Below are 19,746 nucleotides of genomic sequence, written 5' to 3' on the forward strand. Positions count from 1 at the left end.
TGGTTTCGATAGGGTAATTGGTTTTTTGGAAAACGGCCATTCCGAACACAGGAAGTGGAAAAATGATGCTTGTTTGCTTTTTAGTAGTGGTGCATTAACATTTTGGCATTCTAAGTTGAATACAATCCAGTCGGTCCGTTCTTTTCCGCTTTTTTTGGGCTTTCAACCGGCTGATGCCGCCTGCGGGCGGAGCCGGTAAGCTCTCACTCACCGCACACAATCTGCTTCTGATGGCCTTCGAGTTTAACCCCTATACCCCCGCTCCGGAATTCAGCACTCCGGCCGCGTATTTCTCCATGGAATTCGCCCTGGATCAGGCGCTGAAAACCTACTCCGGTGGCCTGGGCTTCCTGGCCGGCTCGCACATGCGCTCGGTATATGAGCTCAAGCAAAACCTGGTGGGCATCAGCATTCTGTGGTCGTTTGGCTACTACGACCAGGGCCGCAACGAGGACCAGACCATGCGCGCTGATTTCCGTCTGAAGCACTACAGTTTCCTGCAGGATACCGGCCTGGTGTTCCCCATCATCATTCACAACGCGCAGGTGCTGGTGAAGGCCCTGTACCTGGCTCCCGACACGTTCGGCACGGCCCCCATGTTCTTCCTCACCACCGACATTCCCGAGAACGACTACCTCTCGCGCACCATTTCCCACCACCTCTACGACGCCGACACGGCCGCCCGCGTGGCCCAGAGCATTCTGCTGGGCGTGGGTGGTGGCAAGCTGCTCGACCTGCTGGGCCGCAGTACCGAGGTGTACCACCTCAACGAGGGCCACGGCCTGCCCCTGGCCTTCTACCTCTACGACAAGCACGGCCGCAACCTGGAGGAGGTGAAGAAGCGCATGGTGTTCACCACGCACACCCCCGAGCTGGCCGGCAACGAGGAGCACCCCGTGAAGCTGCTGCACGACATGTCGTTCTTCGGCAACGTGCCGCTGGAGGAGGTGCGGGCTATGGGCCTGGTGGAGAATGAGCGGGTAAACTATACGCTCACGGCCCTGCGCTTCTCGCGCATCTCGAACGGCGTATCCAAAGTGCACGGCGAGGTGGCCAACGAAATGTGGGGCGGCAACGCCGGCATTTGCCCCATCATTGCCATTACCAACTCGCAGAACGGCACCTACTGGCGCGACAAAGCCCTGCACGAAGCCCTGGAAGCCGGCGACGACAAGGCCCTGAAAGCCCGTAAGCGGGAGCTGAAAAAGCAGCTGTTCGACATCGTGGCCGACCAGACCGGTACTCTGCTCGACCCGGAGGTGCTGACCGTAGTGTGGGCCCGCCGCTTTGCCGGCTACAAGCGCGCCGACCTGATTCTGCGCCACTTTGAGCGGTTCCTGGACATTGTGAACAATGCCGACCGTCCGGTGCAGGTGATTTGGGCCGGTAAGCCCTACCCTAAGGATTTTGGCGCTATTGGTCTGTTCAACAGCATCATCGAGAAGACCAAGAACCTGAACAACTGCGCCGTACTCACGGGCTACGAGCTGGGCCTGTCGGCCGCCCTCAAGAAGGGTTCTGATATCTGGCTGAACACGCCCCGCTACCCCCGCGAAGCCTCCGGCACCTCGGGCATGACGGCTGCCATGAACGCCTGCGCCAGCCTGAGCATTGCCGACGGCTGGATTCCGGAGTTCGTGCGCCACGGCGAAAACGGCTTCATCATCAAGCACACCGACATCAATCAGCCTGATGAGGTGAAGGACAACATCGAAGCCACCAACGTGCTCGATGTGCTCGAAAACGAAATCGTGCCCCTGTACTACGGCCAGCCTGAGAAGTTCCTGGAGCTGGTGAAAACCGGCATGCGCGAGGTAGAGCCCGAGTTCGAGTCGCACCGCATGGCCACGGAATACTACGAGCGGATGTACAACGCCAAATAAGGCACCCCGTCCGACACGAAACAGCCCGCTGGTTCAGGATCTGCCCCTAAGCCAGCGGGCTGTTTTGGGTTGATGCCGCAGGCATTACTCGGCCAGCAGGTGCGGCACAAACTCCGAGAGGTTGGTGATGATGCCCCGGTCACGGCGGAAGCTGAGGGCGCAGGCCGCTCCGGCCCAGAACACGCCGGCCTGGTAGCGGCGGCCCTGGTTATCAGCCGGAAAATCGAGCCAGCGCTGGCGTACCTGGGGCTGGTCGGCGAAGTCGCCGGGCTGCTCCTGGCTGGTGAGGGAGCCGTCCAGCTCAGTCAGGTTCTGGCCCTCGCGCCCGAACAAAGGCTTGCGGACGTGGTGCCCCGGCAGGTCGCGCAAGCTGGCTTCTGCCAGCAATGGGTGATGCGGAAATACGTCCCAGAGGCGGGCTAGCAGCGCCTTGCTCTGGAACAGCAGCGCGTAGGCGGGATTGGCAATTATCAGGTCGCGGGTGAGCAGCAGGTGGGTGAGGTCGGCGGTGAGCTCGGGCTCTTCATCGGCCAGTAGCTCCCAGGGCACCAGCTTGAACAGGAAGTCGAAGCGCTGCCACTGGCTGGGGCCCACCTCGGCCCAGGCACCCCGGTCCTCCCCTTCCACCGCTACGCGCATGGCATCCACGGAGCAGCTAAAGGCGGTTTCGAACCCGGCGGCGCGGGCCGCCTCGGCCACCACGGCGCAGTTGGTTTCATCCTCGGCGCTATCGGGCAGGTACACCAGCAACAGGTGGGGGGCTAGGTCGGAGTTCAGCTCTCGCCAGTGGCGCAGCTGGGCTTCCAGGCCCTCAAACAAACCGTTAGCCTGGCGCTCCTCAGTAGTGCAGCCGGCAGCCATCAGGCTGGCCCACTGCACCACGGCGGTTTCGGGAATACTGGTGGCGGTATCGGCGTTGAACTCCACCAGCTTGGGGCCATTGGGCGTCTGGGCCAGGTCGAAGCGGCCGTAGAGGTGCCAGTGCCGCTCGTCGTTCCAGCTGTGGCGCACAGCTTCCCAGAGGTTCGCAGGAATACCGAGCTGCTGCAGAAAGTCGTCGGGAATAGGGTCAGGAATGGCCTGCACCAACATGTCGTAGAGCGTGTCGGCGGCCTGGAGCAGTTCTTCGGCCTCGGCTTCGGGCAGTACCACGGCCTCGGGGGCCAGGTAGGCGGCGCAGGCATCTTCCACGGCCCAGTCCCAGCCCAGCTGGCGAATGGCCGGCTCTACATTGCCCGACAGCGGCAACAAACGAATCATACAGCGTCGATTTGAACGTCAGATAACTTGACTTTGCACGTCGTGCCAAGACCCACGAAGCATTTCGCGGGCTGAGTTGGCGTGCTGCTTACGCGTGAGCACAGCGCATGCCCTGCTGAGCTTAGCACGCCACGCTTAATTGCCTCCAAACAACGGTTCAACGGGCTGCCTACCCGCCAAAACCCCGGAAGCCGCCCCGGCTGCCGAAGCCGCTGCTGCGGCTGCTACGGGGCGCGGAACTGCGGAAAGTGCTGCGCGACACGGTGCGCCGCACGGTGGGGCTAGCGCTGATGCCCGCGTTGCCGCTGGTGCGGCTGCCCGTGAAACCACGTCCAAAAAAGCCCCGCCGCTCATCTTCCCGTTCCCGGGCAATATTCTGCCGCCAGCCGTTATTTCCCTGGAAAATACCGGGCGAAGCGTAGTAGCCGGGGTTGGGCGTGAGCCAGCGGCCAGCCATGTAGCCGATGCCGCTCCACATGAGCACATCCATCATGCCGGTGCTGCCCACCCGGTTTTCGGGATACTGACGGGTGTACGTTTGCATCTGCTGCTGCAAGGCCTGACCCTGCAGCGTATCCACTTTCCCGTCGAAGTGCCGCAGCACGGCGGCCACTTCCTCCTTGCCGGCAGGCCGCTCGGCCGTAATCTTCCACTGGCCCGGCTGGGTTTCCGTCATTTCGGTGATGACGCCCTGGCTGTACGAGTCCGAAGCGGCGTTGTCCCAGGACGGCTCCGAGGTATCGGTGCGGGTGTCGTTGGAGGAGCAGGCTGGTAGCGCACCGAGGCCCAGGCTGGCCGCCGCTGTAAGTAGGAACAGGTTGCGACGCCAGTCGCCGAGACGGTAAAATGGGCGTTTCATAGCAGTAGATCAGGAGTAGCGGAACGTGTAGCTAAAGTAGCAGAATTCCCTTTCCGGGTCGTTGCTTTAGGGCTGCCGCTCCAATACTGGCTGCAGTACCTGCCACACGTTTGCGGCCAATATTTTCTGGCCCTCGGCGTTGGGGTGTGCACCATCGGGGAGGTTAAGGTGGCGCTGACCCATCACGCCCTGCAGCAGGAAGGGTACGAAATCGACCTGGTTTTTCTCGGCCAGGGTGCGAAACAGGGCTTTAAACTCCTGGGCATAGCGAATCATCTGGTGCCCGCCCAACGGCCCCAGGTCGAAGGGAAACTCCATGCCCACCAGCACGATGCGCGCCTGTGGGTGGTTGAGCTTCACCTGATCAAGGATGCTTTGCAGATTTTGGGTGGTTTCGCGCACCGGAATGCCGCGCAGCCCGTCGTTGGCCCCCAGCTCCAGCACAAACACGTCGATTTTCTCAAAACGCGGCAACACGGTGCTGATGCGTTGCCGGCCCCCGGCTGTGGTTTCGCCGCTGATACCGTAGTTATAGGCTTTGTAGGGCAGGCCAGCGGCGTCAATCTTTTCCTGAATACGGGCCGGAAACGAATGGGCCGCGGGAAGTTGGTACCCCGCCGTGAGGGAGTCGCCGAAGAAAACAATGGAACGCATAAACAGCACGATAAGCCAGAAAAGCCGGCCGGGTCCGGCTTCCGGCTAACGCAACCCCCGGCCTGGGGTTGTAAACAGCCCGGTATCGGCAGTGGTGAGAATTATAGCAGGACTGCCGGTAAATTGGTTATCAGGTGATTATCGGAAAAAGTACAGTGGCTTGGGTGGTAAAACCGTAGCACGCGCCTTGCCGACTGAACGCAAGCTGAACACTATATTTTATTCATATAATTTAATATTTAATTTAAAATTTTTTCAAGTTGAAATAGTACGATAGTTTTGAATTGTCAACTGTGGGCCTGGGTTGCCGGGCGCTGTCTGGTTGCTTTCTTCCATCTTACTATTATCCCCATTCTGCATGCGTAAACCTGTACGCGCCTGGTTGCTGGGCGGAGCATTGCTGCTGGCCAGCGCTGCCCGGGCCCAAACGGGCTCCGTGGGCATTGGCACCACCACGCCCGATGCATCGGCTCTGCTCGACCTCAGCTCCACTTCCAAGGGGCTGCTCATTCCGCGCCTGACCCAAACCCAACGCACTACCGGCATCAGCAGCCCCGCCGCGGGCCTGCTTGTGTACCAATCCGATGGCACCGCCGGCCTGTATCAGTATGATGGTGCCGCCTGGAAGCTGGTGGTAGCCGATAACCTGGGCAACCACACCGCCACCCAAAACCTGAATCTGGCCGATAAGCTGCTGGTGGGCAACGGCGGTACGGCAGGGCTGAGCATCACGGCGGCTGGTAACGTAGGCGTGGGCCTAACCGGCGCGCAGCAGCCCCTGGATGTGCTGGGCGGGCTGGCATTCCGGAACTCCGCCGCCTGGGACCACCTGTACTTTAGCCACGATGGTAGCACGCTGAATGTGCGGGCCGGGGGGGTAGAAACAGGTATTTCCTTTGGATTGGGTACGGCGGCTTCGGGCTCCTACGGCAACCAAGCTTACCAGGAAGTCATGCGGCTGCTGCCTTCCGGCAATGTGGGCCTGGGCACCAGCACACCCCAGGCACGGCTGGAACTGGTGGCCGGGGCCTCGGCAGATGGCAGTGGCGACCCCCGGGCCATGGCGTTTCAGTGGAGCGGCAGCGGCAATGGGTACCGGCACTGGCTGCGCACCCGCCACCAAGCCAACCTGGGCCAGAGCGGCAACGCCTTTGATTTCTTCCTGAACAACAGCAGCACCGGCGCAGGCTCCACAGCTCCCAACACAGGGTCGGTGCTGGCTATGTCGGTGGGGCAGGTGAACGGCAGCCCGCGCGTGGGCATTGGCGTAACCGATGCCAGCACGGCCCTGGAAGTAAACGGTCAGGTGAAGATTTCGGGCGGCAGTCCAGGCGCGGGTAAGGTCCTCACCTCCGACGCCAGCGGCCTGGCTACCTGGCAAACGCCAACCAGCGGCCTCACGCTGCCCTACAGCGGCACTACCAGCAGCAGCAGCAGCGCCTTTGCCGTGGGCAACACCGGTACCGGCCCGGCCCTGTCGGTGAGCAGCGGCGTGGTGGTATTCTCGTCGTCGGCCGCTACGGCGCTGCCTACCACGGCCACCACCCTCAACCCCACCGTGACCATGCAGGCCTACACCGATAATAGCAACACCACCAACGGCACCATCACGCTGGGTACGGGCACGGCCGGGCAACTGCTCATCCTCACCAACCTCGACAATGAGGCCCTCACGGTGATTAGCTCTACGGGCGTGTCGCACACCATACTGAAGGGGTATGGGGTGCAATTTGTGTACCTGAGCGGCACGTGGTACCGCATTTCCTAAAGCCGCGGGCTAATTCCAGATTCTGACTTTCCGCTAGTATGCGTCAACTACTTACTCCGAACGGCTTCGAGCCGATTCCTTTTTCGCAACCTGCTGCCGAGCCGGCCCGCCGGGGCTGGCTGAAACGCCTAGGAGCCTTTATGGGCGGTGGCCTGCTGGCCAACCTGCTGGCCCCCAACAAAGCCGCCGCGTTTGGCACGCAGGCGGACACGCCATTCATCGGCGAGATTATGATAGCGGGCTTCAACTATGCTCCACGAGGATGGGCCATGTGTGAAGGGCAGATTCTATCGATTGCGCAGAATACGGCGTTGTTTTCCTTGCTGGGCACAACCTACGGCGGCAATGGGCAGACTACATTTGCGTTGCCTGACTTACGGGGTCGGGTGCCCATCCACTTCAACCAGGGACCAGGCCTTTCCTATCACTCACTGGGTGAAAGAAGCGGAGCCGAAACCCACACGTTAATTACCACCGAAATGCCGGCCCACATTCATACCGGTAGTGTTGCCCTACCCTGCAATACGGGCCAGGGTACCAGCAACAGCCCGGTAGGGAATGTGCTGGCGGCCGATGGCTCGGGTCTGCCGCAGTTTCACGGTACGGCCAATGGTACCATGGGTGGAGCCGGAAGCGTGACAACCAACCCAGCGGGTGGCAGCCAGCCCCACAACAATATGCAGCCCTACCTGGCTCTCAACTTCTGCATTGCGCTGGAAGGTATCTATCCGTCGCGCAACTAACCAAGCGGCCATGAACCTTACAACTCCTGGAAACCTGCTGGCGCTGGGGCTGCTGCTGAGCACTCCGGCCGCGGCCCAAACCCTGACGGTGCAGGACGCCACGCTAGGGCTGCAGCCCGGGGCGGTGCTTACGGTGCAGGGCGGCGTGCAGCTGAGCGGGGCCTCTACCAGCATCAGCAATAGCGGCACCCTGCGCCTCACCGGCGACTGGACCAACAACGCCGGCCCCGCCGCCCTCAATGCCACCACGGGCACGGTAATGCTGGCGGGAACGGCCCTGCAGCGCATTGCCGGCAGCGCCACCACCACCTTTCACACGCTGGACGCAACGGGTACCACCGGCCCGGTACAGCTGCAGGTGGCCACCTCGGTAGGTGTCAACGCGGGGGGGCTGCAGCTGGGCAACACGCTGCTACAGCTGAACGGCCAAACCCTCACGCTCAACAACCCGGCCCCCACGGCGCTAAGCGTGGGCAGTGGCCGGTTGATCAGTGCCGTGAGTAGCGTGCCAGGTAAGCTGGTATGGGTAGTGGGTACCGCTACCGGCACCTATACCGTGCCCGTTGGCGACGCCACCACTACCGTACCTATGCAGGCCGTTATCGGCACGGCGGGCGTGGGGGCGGGCGGCAGTCTGAGCTTTGCCAGCTACGCCACGCCGCCCTCTAACCTGCCCTACCCGGCCGGCGTAAACCAGGCTCCCCGCCAGGCCACCAGTGCCCTCGACCGGTACTGGCTGGTTGAGGCGGCCGGCTACACCACCCCGCCCACCGCCACGCTCACGCTCAACTATCTTGATGCCGAAGCTGCCACGCCTAACACCTTCAATGAAAGCAGCCTGCGCCTGCTGCGTTGGGATGGGGCGGCCTGGCAGACGGTGACCAGCTCGGTAACTCCCGGTCAGAACCGCCTCACGGCTAACAACCTGGCCAGCTACGGCATCTTCGGGGCGGCTGACCCCGGGGCTCCGCTGCCCGTAACGCTTACCCGCTTTACGGCTGCGGCCCAGGCCGCCAACACCGAACTGCGCTGGACCACGGCTGCTGAGGTGAACAATCAGGGTTTCGGAGTGGAGGCCAGCCGCAACGGGGTACAGTTCCAGCAGCTGCAGTTTGTGCCCAGCCAGCAGCCCAACAGCACGGGCCTGCAGCAGTACGCCTACCAGCACGCAGGAGCCGGCCACCAGGCCCCAGTGTGGTACTACCGCCTCCGCCAGCAGGATCTGAACGGGACGGTAACGTACTCGGCCGTGCAGACGGTGCGCTTTGATGCCCAGGCCCCTACCCTGACGGTGGCGCCCAACCCCTCGGCCGGGCGCTTTACGGCCACGGTGTATGCTCCCGCCGCCCAAGTGGCTACCCTGCAGCTGCACGACGCGCTGGGCCGCCTGGTAAGCCAGCAACCAGCCGCGCTGCTGCCCGGCAACAACCCGGTAGCCTTCGGGGCGACCGAGCGGCTGCCCGCGGGCTGGTACCTGCTCAGCACCCAGGTAGGCGGCCATACGCTGCGCACTCGGCTGGTAGTGGAGTAAGCCCCTCATCAACAAATTGCGAAGGCCCGTAAACTTTTTTCCGGTTTACGGGCTTTACCTTTGTTGCCAGATGAGAATCATTCTCCTCTGTTTTGCCGATTTTTCTACCAACCAACCCCATAATGTCCGTAACGAAAGCCACCGACGCCGATTTTCAGCAGCTGCTTCAGGAGAATGAGAAAGTAGTGGTGAAATACTACGCCGACTGGTGTGGCAACTGCCGCCTGTTTTCGCCCAAGTTCAAGCGCCTGGCCGAGCAGAACGAAGGCATGACCTTCCTGGACGTAAACGCCGAAACCAGCCCCGAGGCCCGCAAACTGGCCAGCGTTACCAACCTTCCCTTCTTCGCGGTATTCCGCAACGGAGAGCTGGTAGATACCGTGGCAGCCAGCAAGGAAGAAGCCGTAGCCAGCCTGATTTCCCGCCTTAACTAAACGCTGCTGCTATGAAAATGCCCGTAATCAAGCGTCTGGTAGAAACCCGGACGCTGCCGGAGCTGGTAGCCGCCGAGGAAGCCCTGCTGGAGGAGCAAACCCCTGCTTTTGAGATAGAAGGCGAAGATGAAGGTGAGCAGCTGACTCACGTATTCGCGGCCATCTTTATCCTCAACCACATGCAGGATACCGGCTCCGACTTCAAAACTGCCCTGCGCGAGTACACTGCCAAAGTACGCGTAAGCATCAGCTAGATGGTGAAAAGGTGAAATGGTGAGTTTGACGTTCAATCTGTACCGGCAAAGCCGGCAGAACGTCAAACTCACCATTTCACTATTTAAGCCGGTACACGCCCGGAGTATTGGTGGCCTCGTAACGGCTGAAAATGGCGGGTATCTTGTATTGCAGCTCCGGCACCAGGCCCCGCTGGTCGATGAGGTAGCGGGGAGGAGCGGTCTGGAAATTGTGCGCCACCCGAAAAATGGCATCATACTCGTTTAAGTGACCGAAATCGGCCTGGGCCAGTTGCCAGTCGAGGTAAGGCGTGGCGAGGTGGTTCTGAGCATATGCCCGCATATCGGAACCCAACACCAGCACCTGTTGATCCTGCAGAAAGGCGTAGCGCGGGTTGGACTGCACGGCGTAGCGACTTTCCAGCGGAATGGGAATAATACCATCCAGAAACAGCGCCGACCGGTACCGCACAGCCAAGACCGCTCCTACCAAAACCAGCAGCAGCAGTTCCGGCACCCAGGCGCGGCGGTTTTTTTGCCACAGGTACAAGCTGAAATACGTGAGGGGCGGTAGTATGAGCACCAGCGTACCGGGGGCTGTGCCTTTGCCGGCCGCAGCCATGGCCCCGGCCACCAGCAGCCACACCAGCATCAGCTGCTGAAACTTCACCTGAAATACCAGGCTGGGTGGAATCGTGAAGCTACGCCCGATGGCCAGCAGCAACAGGGCCGCCGGCAGCACCAGCAGCCGTAGCTGCACCCACAGCGGCAGCCCGTCGGCGCCGGCAACCAGCCCGCTAAGTGTAGGGCGCAGATGAAACTGCGACAAACCCGGCAGCGAATCGGTGTACAGAAAAAATGTGGCCACCACCGCGTACGGGAACAGAAAGCCACACACCAGCAGCAGAAAGCTCCGGAACGAGTTGGCCGCGAAGATGATGACGGCAAACAGCCCCAGCAGCAGAAACAGCGCCAGCGGCAGATAGCACAGAGCCGCCACCCCAATCAGAAACCCCGCCCGAAACAGCCGGCGGTTGTCGTAACCCTCTCGGGAGGTGGGCAGCAGGGCGCTGAATGCCGCAATCAGAAACGTGTGGCCCAGTAGTAGCGGCGAGAGAATATCCAGCTCCGTGGAAACCGAGCCCAGCAGCAGATACACCAGCGCCCCTACGTAGCCACGCTCGGGGTGTACATCGGCCCGGTTGAGTACAAAGTTGAACCGCAGCGCCTGAAACGTGAACAGCGCCAGCGCCAGCAGCCGGTACAGCCACAGCGGCCGGTTGCCTACCAGTTCCGACAGGCCCGCCAGTGCCGCCGCCAATGGGGCGGTGCTGTCGTATACGTCGCGGTAGAGCAGGGCCCCGGCGTGCAGCCGTTCCCCAATCAGCAGGCTGCGTAGCTCCACGGGCATCAATGGAATTCCCCACCACAACAGCGGCAGCCGCAGGGCCAGCAGCAGCAGCAGCAGCACAAACAGGCGGGTAGGCAGGGAGCTTTTAAAGAATTGAAGCAAAGTGGAAAGCCGGTGAAACGTGAGCGGAAGACAAAGATAGGAGCAACTGTGCCGCCGTACAGTACCCCGCTACCACTGGCGGCTGCTCCGGCCCGTCAGGCGTCGTTGCCAGGCCATAGGGCCGGTAAGCAGAAAAGGAATCGGTAGCCGCCTTTTTCTCAGCGTACTTAATCCTGCCTAAACGGTATCTTTGCCACTTCTTATGGAAAGTAAACGACAACAAAAAGTAGCCAGCCTGCTGCAGCAGGACCTAGCCGCCGTATTTCAGCGCGACCTGCCGCACCTGTTTCCGGGTCTGCCGCCGGGTATCAGCCTCGTGCGCGTATCGCCCGACCTGGGTGTGGCCCGTGTGTACCTGAGCGTGCTTACCGTGGGCAACAACGGCTCCAACGCCGAGCAGGAAGCCTTGGTGAAAGACAACACCAAAGCTATCCGGCAGGCCCTGGCCAAGCGGGTGGGCAAGCAGCTGCGCATCGTGCCCGAACTGGTGTTTTTCATGGATGACTCGGCCGCGTATGCCGCTCACATGGATAAAGTGTTCGGCGACCTGCACATTCCCCCGGCTCCCGCTGAAGGAAGTTCCTCGGCCGCCGATGATGCCGAATCCGCGCCTAAACGCCCCAAACTCTTCGCCGACGACGAAGAAAGCAATTAAGCACCTGCGTAGCGGAGTAAGGGTTCGGCTGGCGCAAATACCACCAGTTTGAACAGTTGCTCAGCTATTTGCGCTGCTCCGCTTCTTTTTACCCAGTTACTCCGCTACTCAGTTACTCTCCCTTGTACTACGACCCGATTAAAAAGTCGCTTGGCGAAGTCTTTAACCGCACGCCCTGGCTTCGTCGCCTCTTCTACCATCTGCTTGATTTGCTGCTGCTGCGCACCTGGCACGTACACCGGGAGCTGCGCCAGTGGTCCAAAGGCCGCACCGACAGCCCGTTGAATATCCTGGATGCCGGCTCTGGCTACGGGCAGTACACTTATTGGCTGTCGGGCCTGAGCCGCAAGTGGCAGATTCTGGCCGTGGATGTGAAGGATGAGCAGGTAGCTGATTCCAACCGTTTTTTCCGGCAGATTGGCCGCACCAATGCCCAGTTTGCCGTGCAGGACCTGGTGCTGTATCAGCAGCCCAACTCCTTTGATCTGGCCCTGTCGGTAGATGTGATGGAGCATATCTTGGAAGATGTGGAAGTGTTTCGCAACATCCACACGTCCCTCAAGGACGGCGGGATGCTGCTGATTTCCACTCCCTCCGACCAGGGCGGCTCCGACGTGCATTCCGACGACGAAACCAGCTTCATTGAGGAGCACGTACGCGACGGCTACAACATTCACGAGATTCAGCAGAAGCTGCGTACGGCTGGTTTTGAGCGCATTGAGGCTCGCTACAGCTATGGTGAGCCGGGTCAGATTTCGTGGCGCCTGAGCATGAAATACCCCATTCTGATGCTGGGCAAATCGAAGTTGTTCTTCCTGTTGCTGCCCTTCTATTACCTCGTTACCTTTCCGTTCTGTCTCATTCTGAACTGGTTCGATGCCAACACCACGCACGAATCGGGCACGGGTTTGATTGTGAAGGCCTGGAAATAGACCTTTTTCGCCCGGCGGCGTATCTTGCTCCTGATTATCCCATTGCCCCGCTGTTACTCTACGCCTTCTAACCAGCCCCATCCCGCGCCCCGCACGTGAACGTACCGTTGCTCATTGCCCGGCGTTATTTTCTCTCGAAGAAGAAGCGCAACATCATCAGTATCATTTCCAACATTTCCATGGTGGGCGTAGCCGTGGGAACGATGGCACTGATTATTGTGCTGTCGGTGTTCAACGGGCTGGAGGATCTGGTGCGCAGTCTGTATGGCAAATCGGACCCCGACCTGGTAATTACCGCCGTGCAGGGCAAGTCGTTTGAGCTGAGCGCACCGCTGCTGGTAAAGCTCCGCGCTACCCCCGGCGTGGGCCTGGTAACGGAGGTGATTGAAGACAACGCCCTGCTGCAGTACCGCGACCGGCAGATGGTGGTGAAAATGAAGGGCGTTTCCGACAACTACCACCTGCAAAGCAACATCGACTCGGCCATTGTGGATGGCAGCCACCAGCTGCACCGCGACGGGCTGGACTACGCCCTGGTGGGGGCTGGCGTGCAGCACGAGCTCAGCATCACCCTCGATAACCGGTTCTCGCCCATGCACCTGCTGTACCCGCGCAACACGGGCCGCAAAACGCTGTCGATGAACCCCGAAACAGCTTTCAACGAGCAGAATATTCTGGCCGGCGGTGTCTTCCTGATTGAGCAGCACATCGACGACAGCTACGTGTTCGTGCCCCTGGAATTTGCCCAGAACCTGTTGCGCTACGGCAACCGCCGCACGGCCCTGGAGGTGAAGGCCAAACCCGGCCGCGACATCGGCGACGTGAAGGAGGCCCTGAAAAAGCAGCTCGGCAGCGGCTTCAAGGTGCTGGACTCCGATGAACAACACGTGTCCCTGCTCAAGGCCATCAAGGTGGAAAAGATGTTCGTGTTCATCACCTTCGCCTTCATTCTGCTCATTGCCAGTATCAACATCTTCTTTTCGCTCTCGATGCTGGTGATTGATAAGCGCAAGGATATTGCCGTGCTCATGGCCGTGGGGGCCAGCTCGCGTACCATCCGCAATGTGTTTCTGCTGGAAGGAGCCATTGTGGCGCAGGTAGGTGCTATAACCGGGCTGGTGCTGGGGGTGGGTATCTGCTGGCTGCAGCAAACCTTCCACATCGTAAGCATGGGTATGGCCACCAGCGTAGTGGACTCCTACCCGGTAAAGATGCAGCTCTCGGATATCGTGCTGACAGGTATTGCCATTGTGGTTATCACCATTGGCGTGTCCATCCGGCCGGCCCTGAACGCTGCCAGCCTGGATCTGCGCGAAAATCTGTAGCTAGCAGGTAGTTGCGGCAGATGCTTCCGGATATGGGAAGTGGTGTGGATGTGGGCGCTTCCGGCCCCAGTTTGTCTTCCCGAAATGAATATCGGCCGCTTTATCTGCTCAAACAAGCAGATAAAGCGGTTGTTTCTTTACCAGAAACTATAACTATGAGAAGAGAACTCCGTTACCTTCGTAGACTGCAAAGGGTAGTACAGGTATAGATTTGACTAAGTTGATCTGTATAATGTAATTATTCTTGGATTAAATTTTACTTTTTGGTAGAAAATATAGTATTTGGCAATTCATATTACTTTCAACGCTGCATTCTAGTTACCGACCATGAAGGTCTCTACTTCACAGCCATTTCAAATTGTTTATTCGTTACTCGAGCACGAGTATCTGGGATATCTATTCGAGTCCTATGTGGTGCAGCGTAACCAACGGGGCCAGCTCACGCTCCAGCACCAGACGGTATCCGCCAAAAACGCCCCGGAATTTGCTGACGGACTCGACGAAATTGACTTTGAGCTGATTGCGCTGACCGACCAGATTCAGCAGGATGCCGTTATTAAAGAGTTCTGGTCGAAGAAAACTACGCCCGCTGATTTCTTCCTGAAGATTTACGACGCCGACAAAGGCGACAAGGGGCTACAGGATGCCATTTGCCAGTATGTGCAGGAACGCATGAGCCAGATTCTGGAGCGGCTGCAGGGCAAATGCGTGTTTATTATGGGGAAAGACGGGGAGCCTACCTGGCGTGAAATCAGCGTGGCTCCGGAGCCCGCCTCCGTGCTCTTCCATTTCCGCCGCAACGAGGAAAGCACCCACTACTTTCCCACCATTCAGTACCAGGGGCAGAAGCTTGATTTCCAGTATAAAAACGCGGTAATCATCTGTGAGCAACCCGCCTGGATGCTCCTGGGTGACATCCTGTACAACTTCCGCAATGATGTGGACGGTAAGAAGATCAAGCCGTTCCTGAACAAGAAGTTTATTGTGATTCCCCGGCAGGTGGAAGACAGCTACTTTCAGCGCTTTGTAGCGCCGTTGGTAGAGTCGTTCGACGTGCATGCCCGGGGCTTTGATATTCGTTCGGAACGATACGTGGCCCGGCCTCAGCTTACGTTTTCGGATGCGCCCCGGGCCACCGTGGTTACAACGCCGGCAGCCCGGGCAGCCGTAGCCCGGCGCGGAGCCGCCAGCGCGGGCGGTGGTGTAGCCGTGGCCACCGCTGAGGCCCCCTCCGACCATATTCACTTCGACCTGAGCTTCCGCTACGGCGACCACACCGTGCATACTACGCACGATAAGCGGGTGTGCGTGAAGCTGGAAAAGCAGGAAGACAACTATATTTTCCACCGCCTTATCCGCAACCTTGACCGGGAGCAGGAAATTATAGCCGAGCTGGCCGACCGGGCGCTGGAAGTGCGCAACGGTCGCGCGGTGCTGGAAAAAGCCACCGCCTTCCGCTGGCTGCACCACCATGCCGATGAGCTGGTGCGCATGGGCTTTACCGTGCAGCAGGGCACCAGCTCCGGCAAAGACTACTTCATCGGGGCCGTTACGGTGCAGGTAGGCATCACGGAAACCAACGACTGGTTTGATGTACACGGCACGGTGCGGTTCGGGGAGTTCGAAATTCCCTTTATTAAGCTCCGGCCCTACATCCTCAACAAGCGCCACGAGTTCCGGCTGCCCAATGGCCAGATTGCCATTATTCCGGAAGAGTGGTTTACGCAGTACCTGGAGCTTTTTGCCTTCTCGGAGGAGCACAACCATACGCTCACGCTGCGCAAGCACCATCTGGCCCTGGTATCGGATCTGCAGAACGGCAACCTGGCTACGGTGGTAATGAGCCGCAAGCTGGAAAAGCTGCGCGAGTTTGAAACCGTGGAAGACCGGCCCATGCCGGAGTCGTTCCGGGGCGAGCTGCGGCCTTATCAGAAGGCGGGGTATAACTGGCTGCATTTCGTGCAGGAGTACCAGTTTGGGGGCTGTCTGGCCGACGATATGGGGCTGGGCAAAACCATTCAGACGCTGGCGCTCCTGCTGCAGCGTAAGGAAACTGGTGCTGCGAAAGGAGCAGCTTCGTTGCTGGTGATGCCTACTTCGCTGGTGTACAACTGGATGACGGAGGCCTTCAAGTTCACGCCGGCCCTGCGCCTGCTCATTTACACGGGCACGTACCGGGATAAAAACGTGGAGCAGTTTGCCGATTACGACGTAGTGCTGACCAGCTACGGCATTGTGCGCCTGGATGCGGAACTGCTGAAGACCTATAAGTTTGATTACGTGATTCTGGACGAGTCGCAGGCCATCAAGAACCCCGGCTCCACTACCTCGCAGGCCGTGCGGGGGCTGCACTCCCGCCACCGTCTCATTCTGACCGGCACGCCGGTGGAGAACAGCACGATGGACCTTTGGTCACAGATGTCGTTCATCAACCCTGGCTTGCTGGGTACCCAGGCGTTTTTCCGCAAGGAGTTCCTTAAGCCCATCGAGAAAGGCAAGGACGAGGGCAAAACGCGCCGTCTGCATGCTCTGATCAAGCCCTTCATTCTGCGCCGACATAAGGCCCAGGTGGCCACGGAGCTACCCGAGAAGATTGAAAACCTGAGCTACTGCCCTATGACGGAGGAGCAGCAGCAGTGCTACGAGGAAACCAAGAGCTTCTACCGCAACCAGATTCTGCAGAGCCTGGAGGAGCACGGCACGGCCAGCACCCAGTTTATGTTGCTGCAGGGCCTCACCAAGCTCCGCCAGATTGCCAACCACCCCCGCATGGCCCACGAGGACTACGTCCACGAATCGGGCAAGCTGCGGGAAGTGGTGCGCATGATCAAGAGCGTGGTATCGGAAGGTCATAAGGTGCTGGTGTTCAGTCAGTTTGTGAAGCACCTGGATATTGTACGGGCAGCTCTGGATGAGCGGCAGATTGAGTATGCTTACCTCGATGGTAACACCCGCGACCGGCACCAGGAGGTGGCCCGCTTCCAGGAAACCGAGGCGCTACGCGTGTTTCTGATCAGCCTAAAAGCCGGGGGCGTGGGCCTCAATCTCACCGCCGCCGACTACGTGTTCATCCTGGACCCCTGGTGGAACCCCGCCGTGGAAGCCCAGGCCGTAGACCGGGCCCACCGCATCGGGCAGCAGCGCACGGTATTCACCTACAAGTTCATCACCCAGAATACCGTAGAGGAGAAAATTCTGGCCCTGCAGAACAAGAAAATTCAGCTGGTAACTGACCTCATCACTACCGATGAGGCCATCATTAAGAGCCTCACCCGCGAGGATATTGAGGAATTGCTGGGATAGAGGTTTTACGAATTAATTTAATCTAATCCGATAAAATGGGTTTATTTAAAGCACCTCAGCCTGTACGGGTGGAGATAAAAGGCAATCCGCTGAACTGCATTATCTGTCGGCACCAGGGTTTTCACCGCCGGGATGTACAGATCAACAAGCTGAGCTTACTGACGCCCGACTGGGCCGACCCCGTAGCCGTTTGCTACGAGTGCGACAACTGCGGCTACCTGCACTGGTTTATGCCGAAGTAACGGGTTGAGACTTTGGCAAAACCCTGGGGCAACACCCAGGGTTAAACCAGTATGCACCTTTACCTCCGCACGCACGTTGCCGCCCCGCCCGCCCAAGTGTGGCAGGGCTTTACCCGGGAGCTGTTTCTGGCCCTGGCCCCGCCGTTCCCGCCGTTTCGGCTGCTACGGTTTGATGGCTGCCACCGCGGCGACGAGGTGCACATTCAGCTGGGAGCCGGCCCGCTGAGCGCCCGTTGGACTTCGCTCATCACCGACCACGGCGTGACGCCCGACGGGACCTATTACTTCGTGGATGAGGGCCGGCAGCTGCCGCCGCCGCTGCGCCAGTGGCGGCACCGCCACCTGATGCAGCCTGCCCCCGGCGGCGGTACCTACATTGTGGAAGACCTGGAATATACCGCCGGCTCTGGTCTGCTGGACCGGCTTTTGTGGCCGGCCATGTGGGCGCAGTTTGCGTGGCGGCGGCCTATTTACCGCCGTTGGTTCGGGCAGCCGGAGTAGTAGACGTATTGGAAATAGGCGCTCAGGCAGCGGTGAGCTGATAAGAGCCGTATACCACCCCAGCAAGTCGTGTATCTTGCTGTGCCTCCGGTTTTGCCTATGTCTACTTCATTTACTTCTTCTTTTACTTCCGGCCGCTTTCTAAAGCAGGTTTCCTACTTATTGGTGCTTATGGCAGGGCTGATGGCCAGTTGCCGTAGTGCACAAACGACCTATCAGTTCAGGCCTGCTGGGGGGGCGGAGGTAGCGCATCCGGCTCCTGCCGATACCACCATCAGCCCGCCGGCCATACCAGCCCAAATGGTAGCATCGGGGGCAGTTAAGCACCCGGCAACGATTCGTAGGTACTACAACAGGCCACACATGCAGCGGCAGCTACGCCAGACGGTGGCTAAGGTGCAGGGGCACCTTGCGGCTACGGCTGCTACCGGCCGCAAGCCGGAGGCGCAACAGATGCGCCGGGTAGCCGGTCCGCAGCGCCCCGCCGAAGTTGGCCTGGGCACCACGGTGCTGGGCGTGCTGGGACTGGTAGTGCTGCCGATTTCGTTGCTAGGGCTGCTGATCTGGGGCGGGCCGGTATGGGCGGTGCTGGCCGGTCTGGCGGCTTTGGCGGTACTCATTGCCTACCTCGACCCGTTTGCCTAACCGCTTCGTGTGGCGGGGGAGGCCGATTGAGTTACCTTTGTCGTCCACTTCACCAGCCCTTTGCCATGTCACTTGCCACCGTTACTCTCAAGCCCGGGAAAGACCAGTCCCTCCGCCGCCTGCATCCGTGGGTATTTTCGGGGGCTATTGGCCGAATGCAGGGTGAGGTAGTAGAGGGGGAAGTGGTGCAGGTATTTGCCCACAACGGTGAGCTGCTGGGCGTGGGTCACTACGCCCCCGGCTCCATTGCCGTGCGCATGCTCAGCTTTGGCCCCGAGGCCCAACAGCCGGATGCCGCCTTCTGGGAAAACAAAATCCGGAATGCTTACCAGCTGCGTCAGGGTCTGGGGCTCACGGGTACCGGTAACACTAACGTATACCGCCTCACCCACGCCGAGGGCGACGGGCTGCCCGGCCTCATCATTGATGTGTACGGCGATACGGCCGTAGTGCAGGCGCACAGCGCCGGCATGTACAAGGCCCGCCCCCTTATTGCCGCGGCCCTGCAGCAGGTAATTCCTGGCCTGCGTGCCATCTACGATAAGAGCGCCGAAACCGTACCAGCCAAGGCCGCGCCCGGAGCCCAGAACGGTTACCTGTTCGGGGACAGCAGCGGGCAGGAGCATGTGGTACACGAGAATGGCCACCCTTTCGCCGTGGACTGGGAAACGGGCCAGAAAACCGGCTTCTTTATCGACCAGCGTGACAACCGCAGCCTGCTGGCCCGCTACGCGCCCGGCCGCCGGGTGCTCAATACGTTCTGCTACACCGGCGGCTTCAGCTCCTACGCTTTGCAGGCCGGGGCCGAGCTGGTGCATTCCGTGGATAGCTCCAAGCGGGCCATTGAGCTGACGGAGCGCAACGCCGCCCTCACTGGCCTGGAAAGCAAGCACGCTGCCTACGCCGAGGACGTGTTCAGCTTCATGAAAAACAGCCAGGAAACCTACGACCTGATTGTGCTGGACCCCCCGGCGTTTGCCAAGCACCTCTCAGCCCGCCATAATGCTCTGATGGGCTACAAGCGCCTGAACGCGGCCGGTATCCGGCAGATTGCGCCCGGCGGATTGCTGTTCACCTTCAGCTGCTCGCAGGTGGTATCGGCCGAGCTGTTTGAGGGAGCCGTGCTGGCCGCCGCCATTGAGGCCGGCCGCCCGGCCCGCATTCTGCACCGCCTCACCCAGCCCGCCGACCACCCCGTGAGCCTGTTCCACCCCGAGGGTGAGTACCTGAAGGGCTTGGTGCTGGCCGTGGAGTAACCCGAATTA

The 19,746-nt window shown here is 60.1% G+C and carries 18 protein-coding genes; 14 read left to right on the forward strand and 4 right to left on the reverse strand.

Features of this window, described 5'->3' with window-relative positions:
- Window positions 1-230: 230 nt before the first annotated feature.
- Complete coding sequence (gene glgP, locus EI291_RS13065) at window positions 231-1,883, forward strand: alpha-glucan family phosphorylase (protein ID WP_125420585.1); 1,653 nt, start codon at window positions 231-233, stop codon at window positions 1,881-1,883.
- An 84-nt stretch (window positions 1,884-1,967) separates the two neighbouring features.
- On the opposite strand, the gene EI291_RS13070 is transcribed toward glgP, so the two are convergent.
- The 3 genes from EI291_RS13070 to EI291_RS13080 form a co-directional block, all read right to left on the reverse strand.
- Window positions 1,968-3,143, reverse strand: a complete 1,176-nt coding sequence (locus EI291_RS13070) for a glutathionylspermidine synthase family protein (RefSeq protein WP_125420587.1) — start codon at window positions 3,141-3,143, stop codon at window positions 1,968-1,970.
- Between the two features lie 169 nt (window positions 3,144-3,312).
- On the reverse strand, window positions 3,313-4,002 hold the full coding sequence (locus EI291_RS13075; RefSeq protein ID WP_125420589.1) for a hypothetical protein: 690 nt from the start codon (window positions 4,000-4,002) through the stop codon (window positions 3,313-3,315).
- A 66-nt stretch (window positions 4,003-4,068) separates the two neighbouring features.
- Complete coding sequence (locus EI291_RS13080) at window positions 4,069-4,656, reverse strand: arylesterase (protein ID WP_125420591.1); 588 nt, start codon at window positions 4,654-4,656, stop codon at window positions 4,069-4,071.
- 358 nt (window positions 4,657-5,014) lie between these two features.
- Between EI291_RS13080 and EI291_RS13085 the strand changes: the two genes are divergently transcribed.
- From EI291_RS13085 to EI291_RS13105, 5 genes are all read left to right on the forward strand, one after another.
- Complete coding sequence (locus tag EI291_RS13085) at window positions 5,015-6,424, forward strand: hypothetical protein (protein WP_125420593.1); 1,410 nt, start codon at window positions 5,015-5,017, stop codon at window positions 6,422-6,424.
- Between the two features lie 38 nt (window positions 6,425-6,462).
- Window positions 6,463-7,167, forward strand: coding sequence for a phage tail protein (locus EI291_RS13090; protein ID WP_317127655.1), 705 nt, complete (start codon window positions 6,463-6,465; stop codon window positions 7,165-7,167).
- A gap of 10 nt (window positions 7,168-7,177) precedes the next feature.
- Entirely contained in the window at window positions 7,178-8,698 is a 1,521-nt protein-coding gene (locus EI291_RS13095; protein ID WP_125420595.1) for a T9SS type A sorting domain-containing protein, read from the forward strand.
- A 122-nt stretch (window positions 8,699-8,820) separates the two neighbouring features.
- Entirely contained in the window at window positions 8,821-9,132 is a 312-nt protein-coding gene (locus tag EI291_RS13100; protein ID WP_125420597.1) for a thioredoxin family protein, read from the forward strand.
- Window positions 9,133-9,143: 11 nt separating this feature from the next.
- A complete protein-coding gene (locus EI291_RS13105) occupies window positions 9,144-9,386 on the forward strand; it encodes a DUF6952 family protein (protein WP_125420598.1) in 243 nt (80 codons plus the stop codon).
- Window positions 9,387-9,465: 79 nt separating this feature from the next.
- Here the strand turns inward: EI291_RS13105 and EI291_RS13110 are convergent, their stop codons facing one another.
- Window positions 9,466-10,878 (reverse strand): hypothetical protein, encoded by a 1,413-nt coding sequence (locus EI291_RS13110; RefSeq protein ID WP_125420600.1) that lies wholly within the window; start codon window positions 10,876-10,878, stop codon window positions 9,466-9,468.
- A gap of 202 nt (window positions 10,879-11,080) precedes the next feature.
- Between EI291_RS13110 and EI291_RS13115 the strand changes: the two genes are divergently transcribed.
- The 8 genes from EI291_RS13115 (at window position 11,081) to EI291_RS13150 (ending at window position 19,737) form a co-directional block, all read left to right on the forward strand.
- The gene (locus EI291_RS13115; protein WP_125420602.1) at window positions 11,081-11,533 is read left to right on the forward strand and encodes a ribosome-binding factor A; all 453 of its coding nucleotides are present in this window, start codon (window positions 11,081-11,083) and stop codon (window positions 11,531-11,533) included.
- Between the two features lie 122 nt (window positions 11,534-11,655).
- Window positions 11,656-12,465, forward strand: a complete 810-nt coding sequence (locus EI291_RS13120) for a class I SAM-dependent methyltransferase (RefSeq protein ID WP_125420604.1) — start codon at window positions 11,656-11,658, stop codon at window positions 12,463-12,465.
- A gap of 95 nt (window positions 12,466-12,560) precedes the next feature.
- Window positions 12,561-13,790, forward strand: a complete 1,230-nt coding sequence (locus EI291_RS13125; protein ID WP_125420606.1) for an FtsX-like permease family protein — start codon at window positions 12,561-12,563, stop codon at window positions 13,788-13,790.
- A gap of 327 nt (window positions 13,791-14,117) precedes the next feature.
- The gene (locus EI291_RS13130; protein WP_125420608.1) at window positions 14,118-17,093 is read left to right on the forward strand and encodes a DEAD/DEAH box helicase; all 2,976 of its coding nucleotides are present in this window, start codon (window positions 14,118-14,120) and stop codon (window positions 17,091-17,093) included.
- A 35-nt stretch (window positions 17,094-17,128) separates the two neighbouring features.
- The gene (locus EI291_RS13135) at window positions 17,129-17,335 is read left to right on the forward strand and encodes a hypothetical protein (protein ID WP_125420610.1); all 207 of its coding nucleotides are present in this window, start codon (window positions 17,129-17,131) and stop codon (window positions 17,333-17,335) included.
- 51 nt (window positions 17,336-17,386) lie between these two features.
- Window positions 17,387-17,836, forward strand: coding sequence for an SRPBCC family protein (locus EI291_RS13140; protein ID WP_125420612.1), 450 nt, complete (start codon window positions 17,387-17,389; stop codon window positions 17,834-17,836).
- A gap of 363 nt (window positions 17,837-18,199) precedes the next feature.
- On the forward strand, window positions 18,200-18,481 hold the full coding sequence (locus EI291_RS13145) for a hypothetical protein (protein ID WP_125420614.1): 282 nt from the start codon (window positions 18,200-18,202) through the stop codon (window positions 18,479-18,481).
- 65 nt (window positions 18,482-18,546) lie between these two features.
- Window positions 18,547-19,737, forward strand: coding sequence for a class I SAM-dependent rRNA methyltransferase (locus EI291_RS13150; protein WP_125420616.1), 1,191 nt, complete (start codon window positions 18,547-18,549; stop codon window positions 19,735-19,737).
- Window positions 19,738-19,746 lie beyond the last annotated feature (9 nt).

Source organism: Hymenobacter rigui (assembly GCF_003944715.1).
GTDB lineage: Bacteria > Bacteroidota > Bacteroidia > Cytophagales > Hymenobacteraceae > Hymenobacter > Hymenobacter rigui.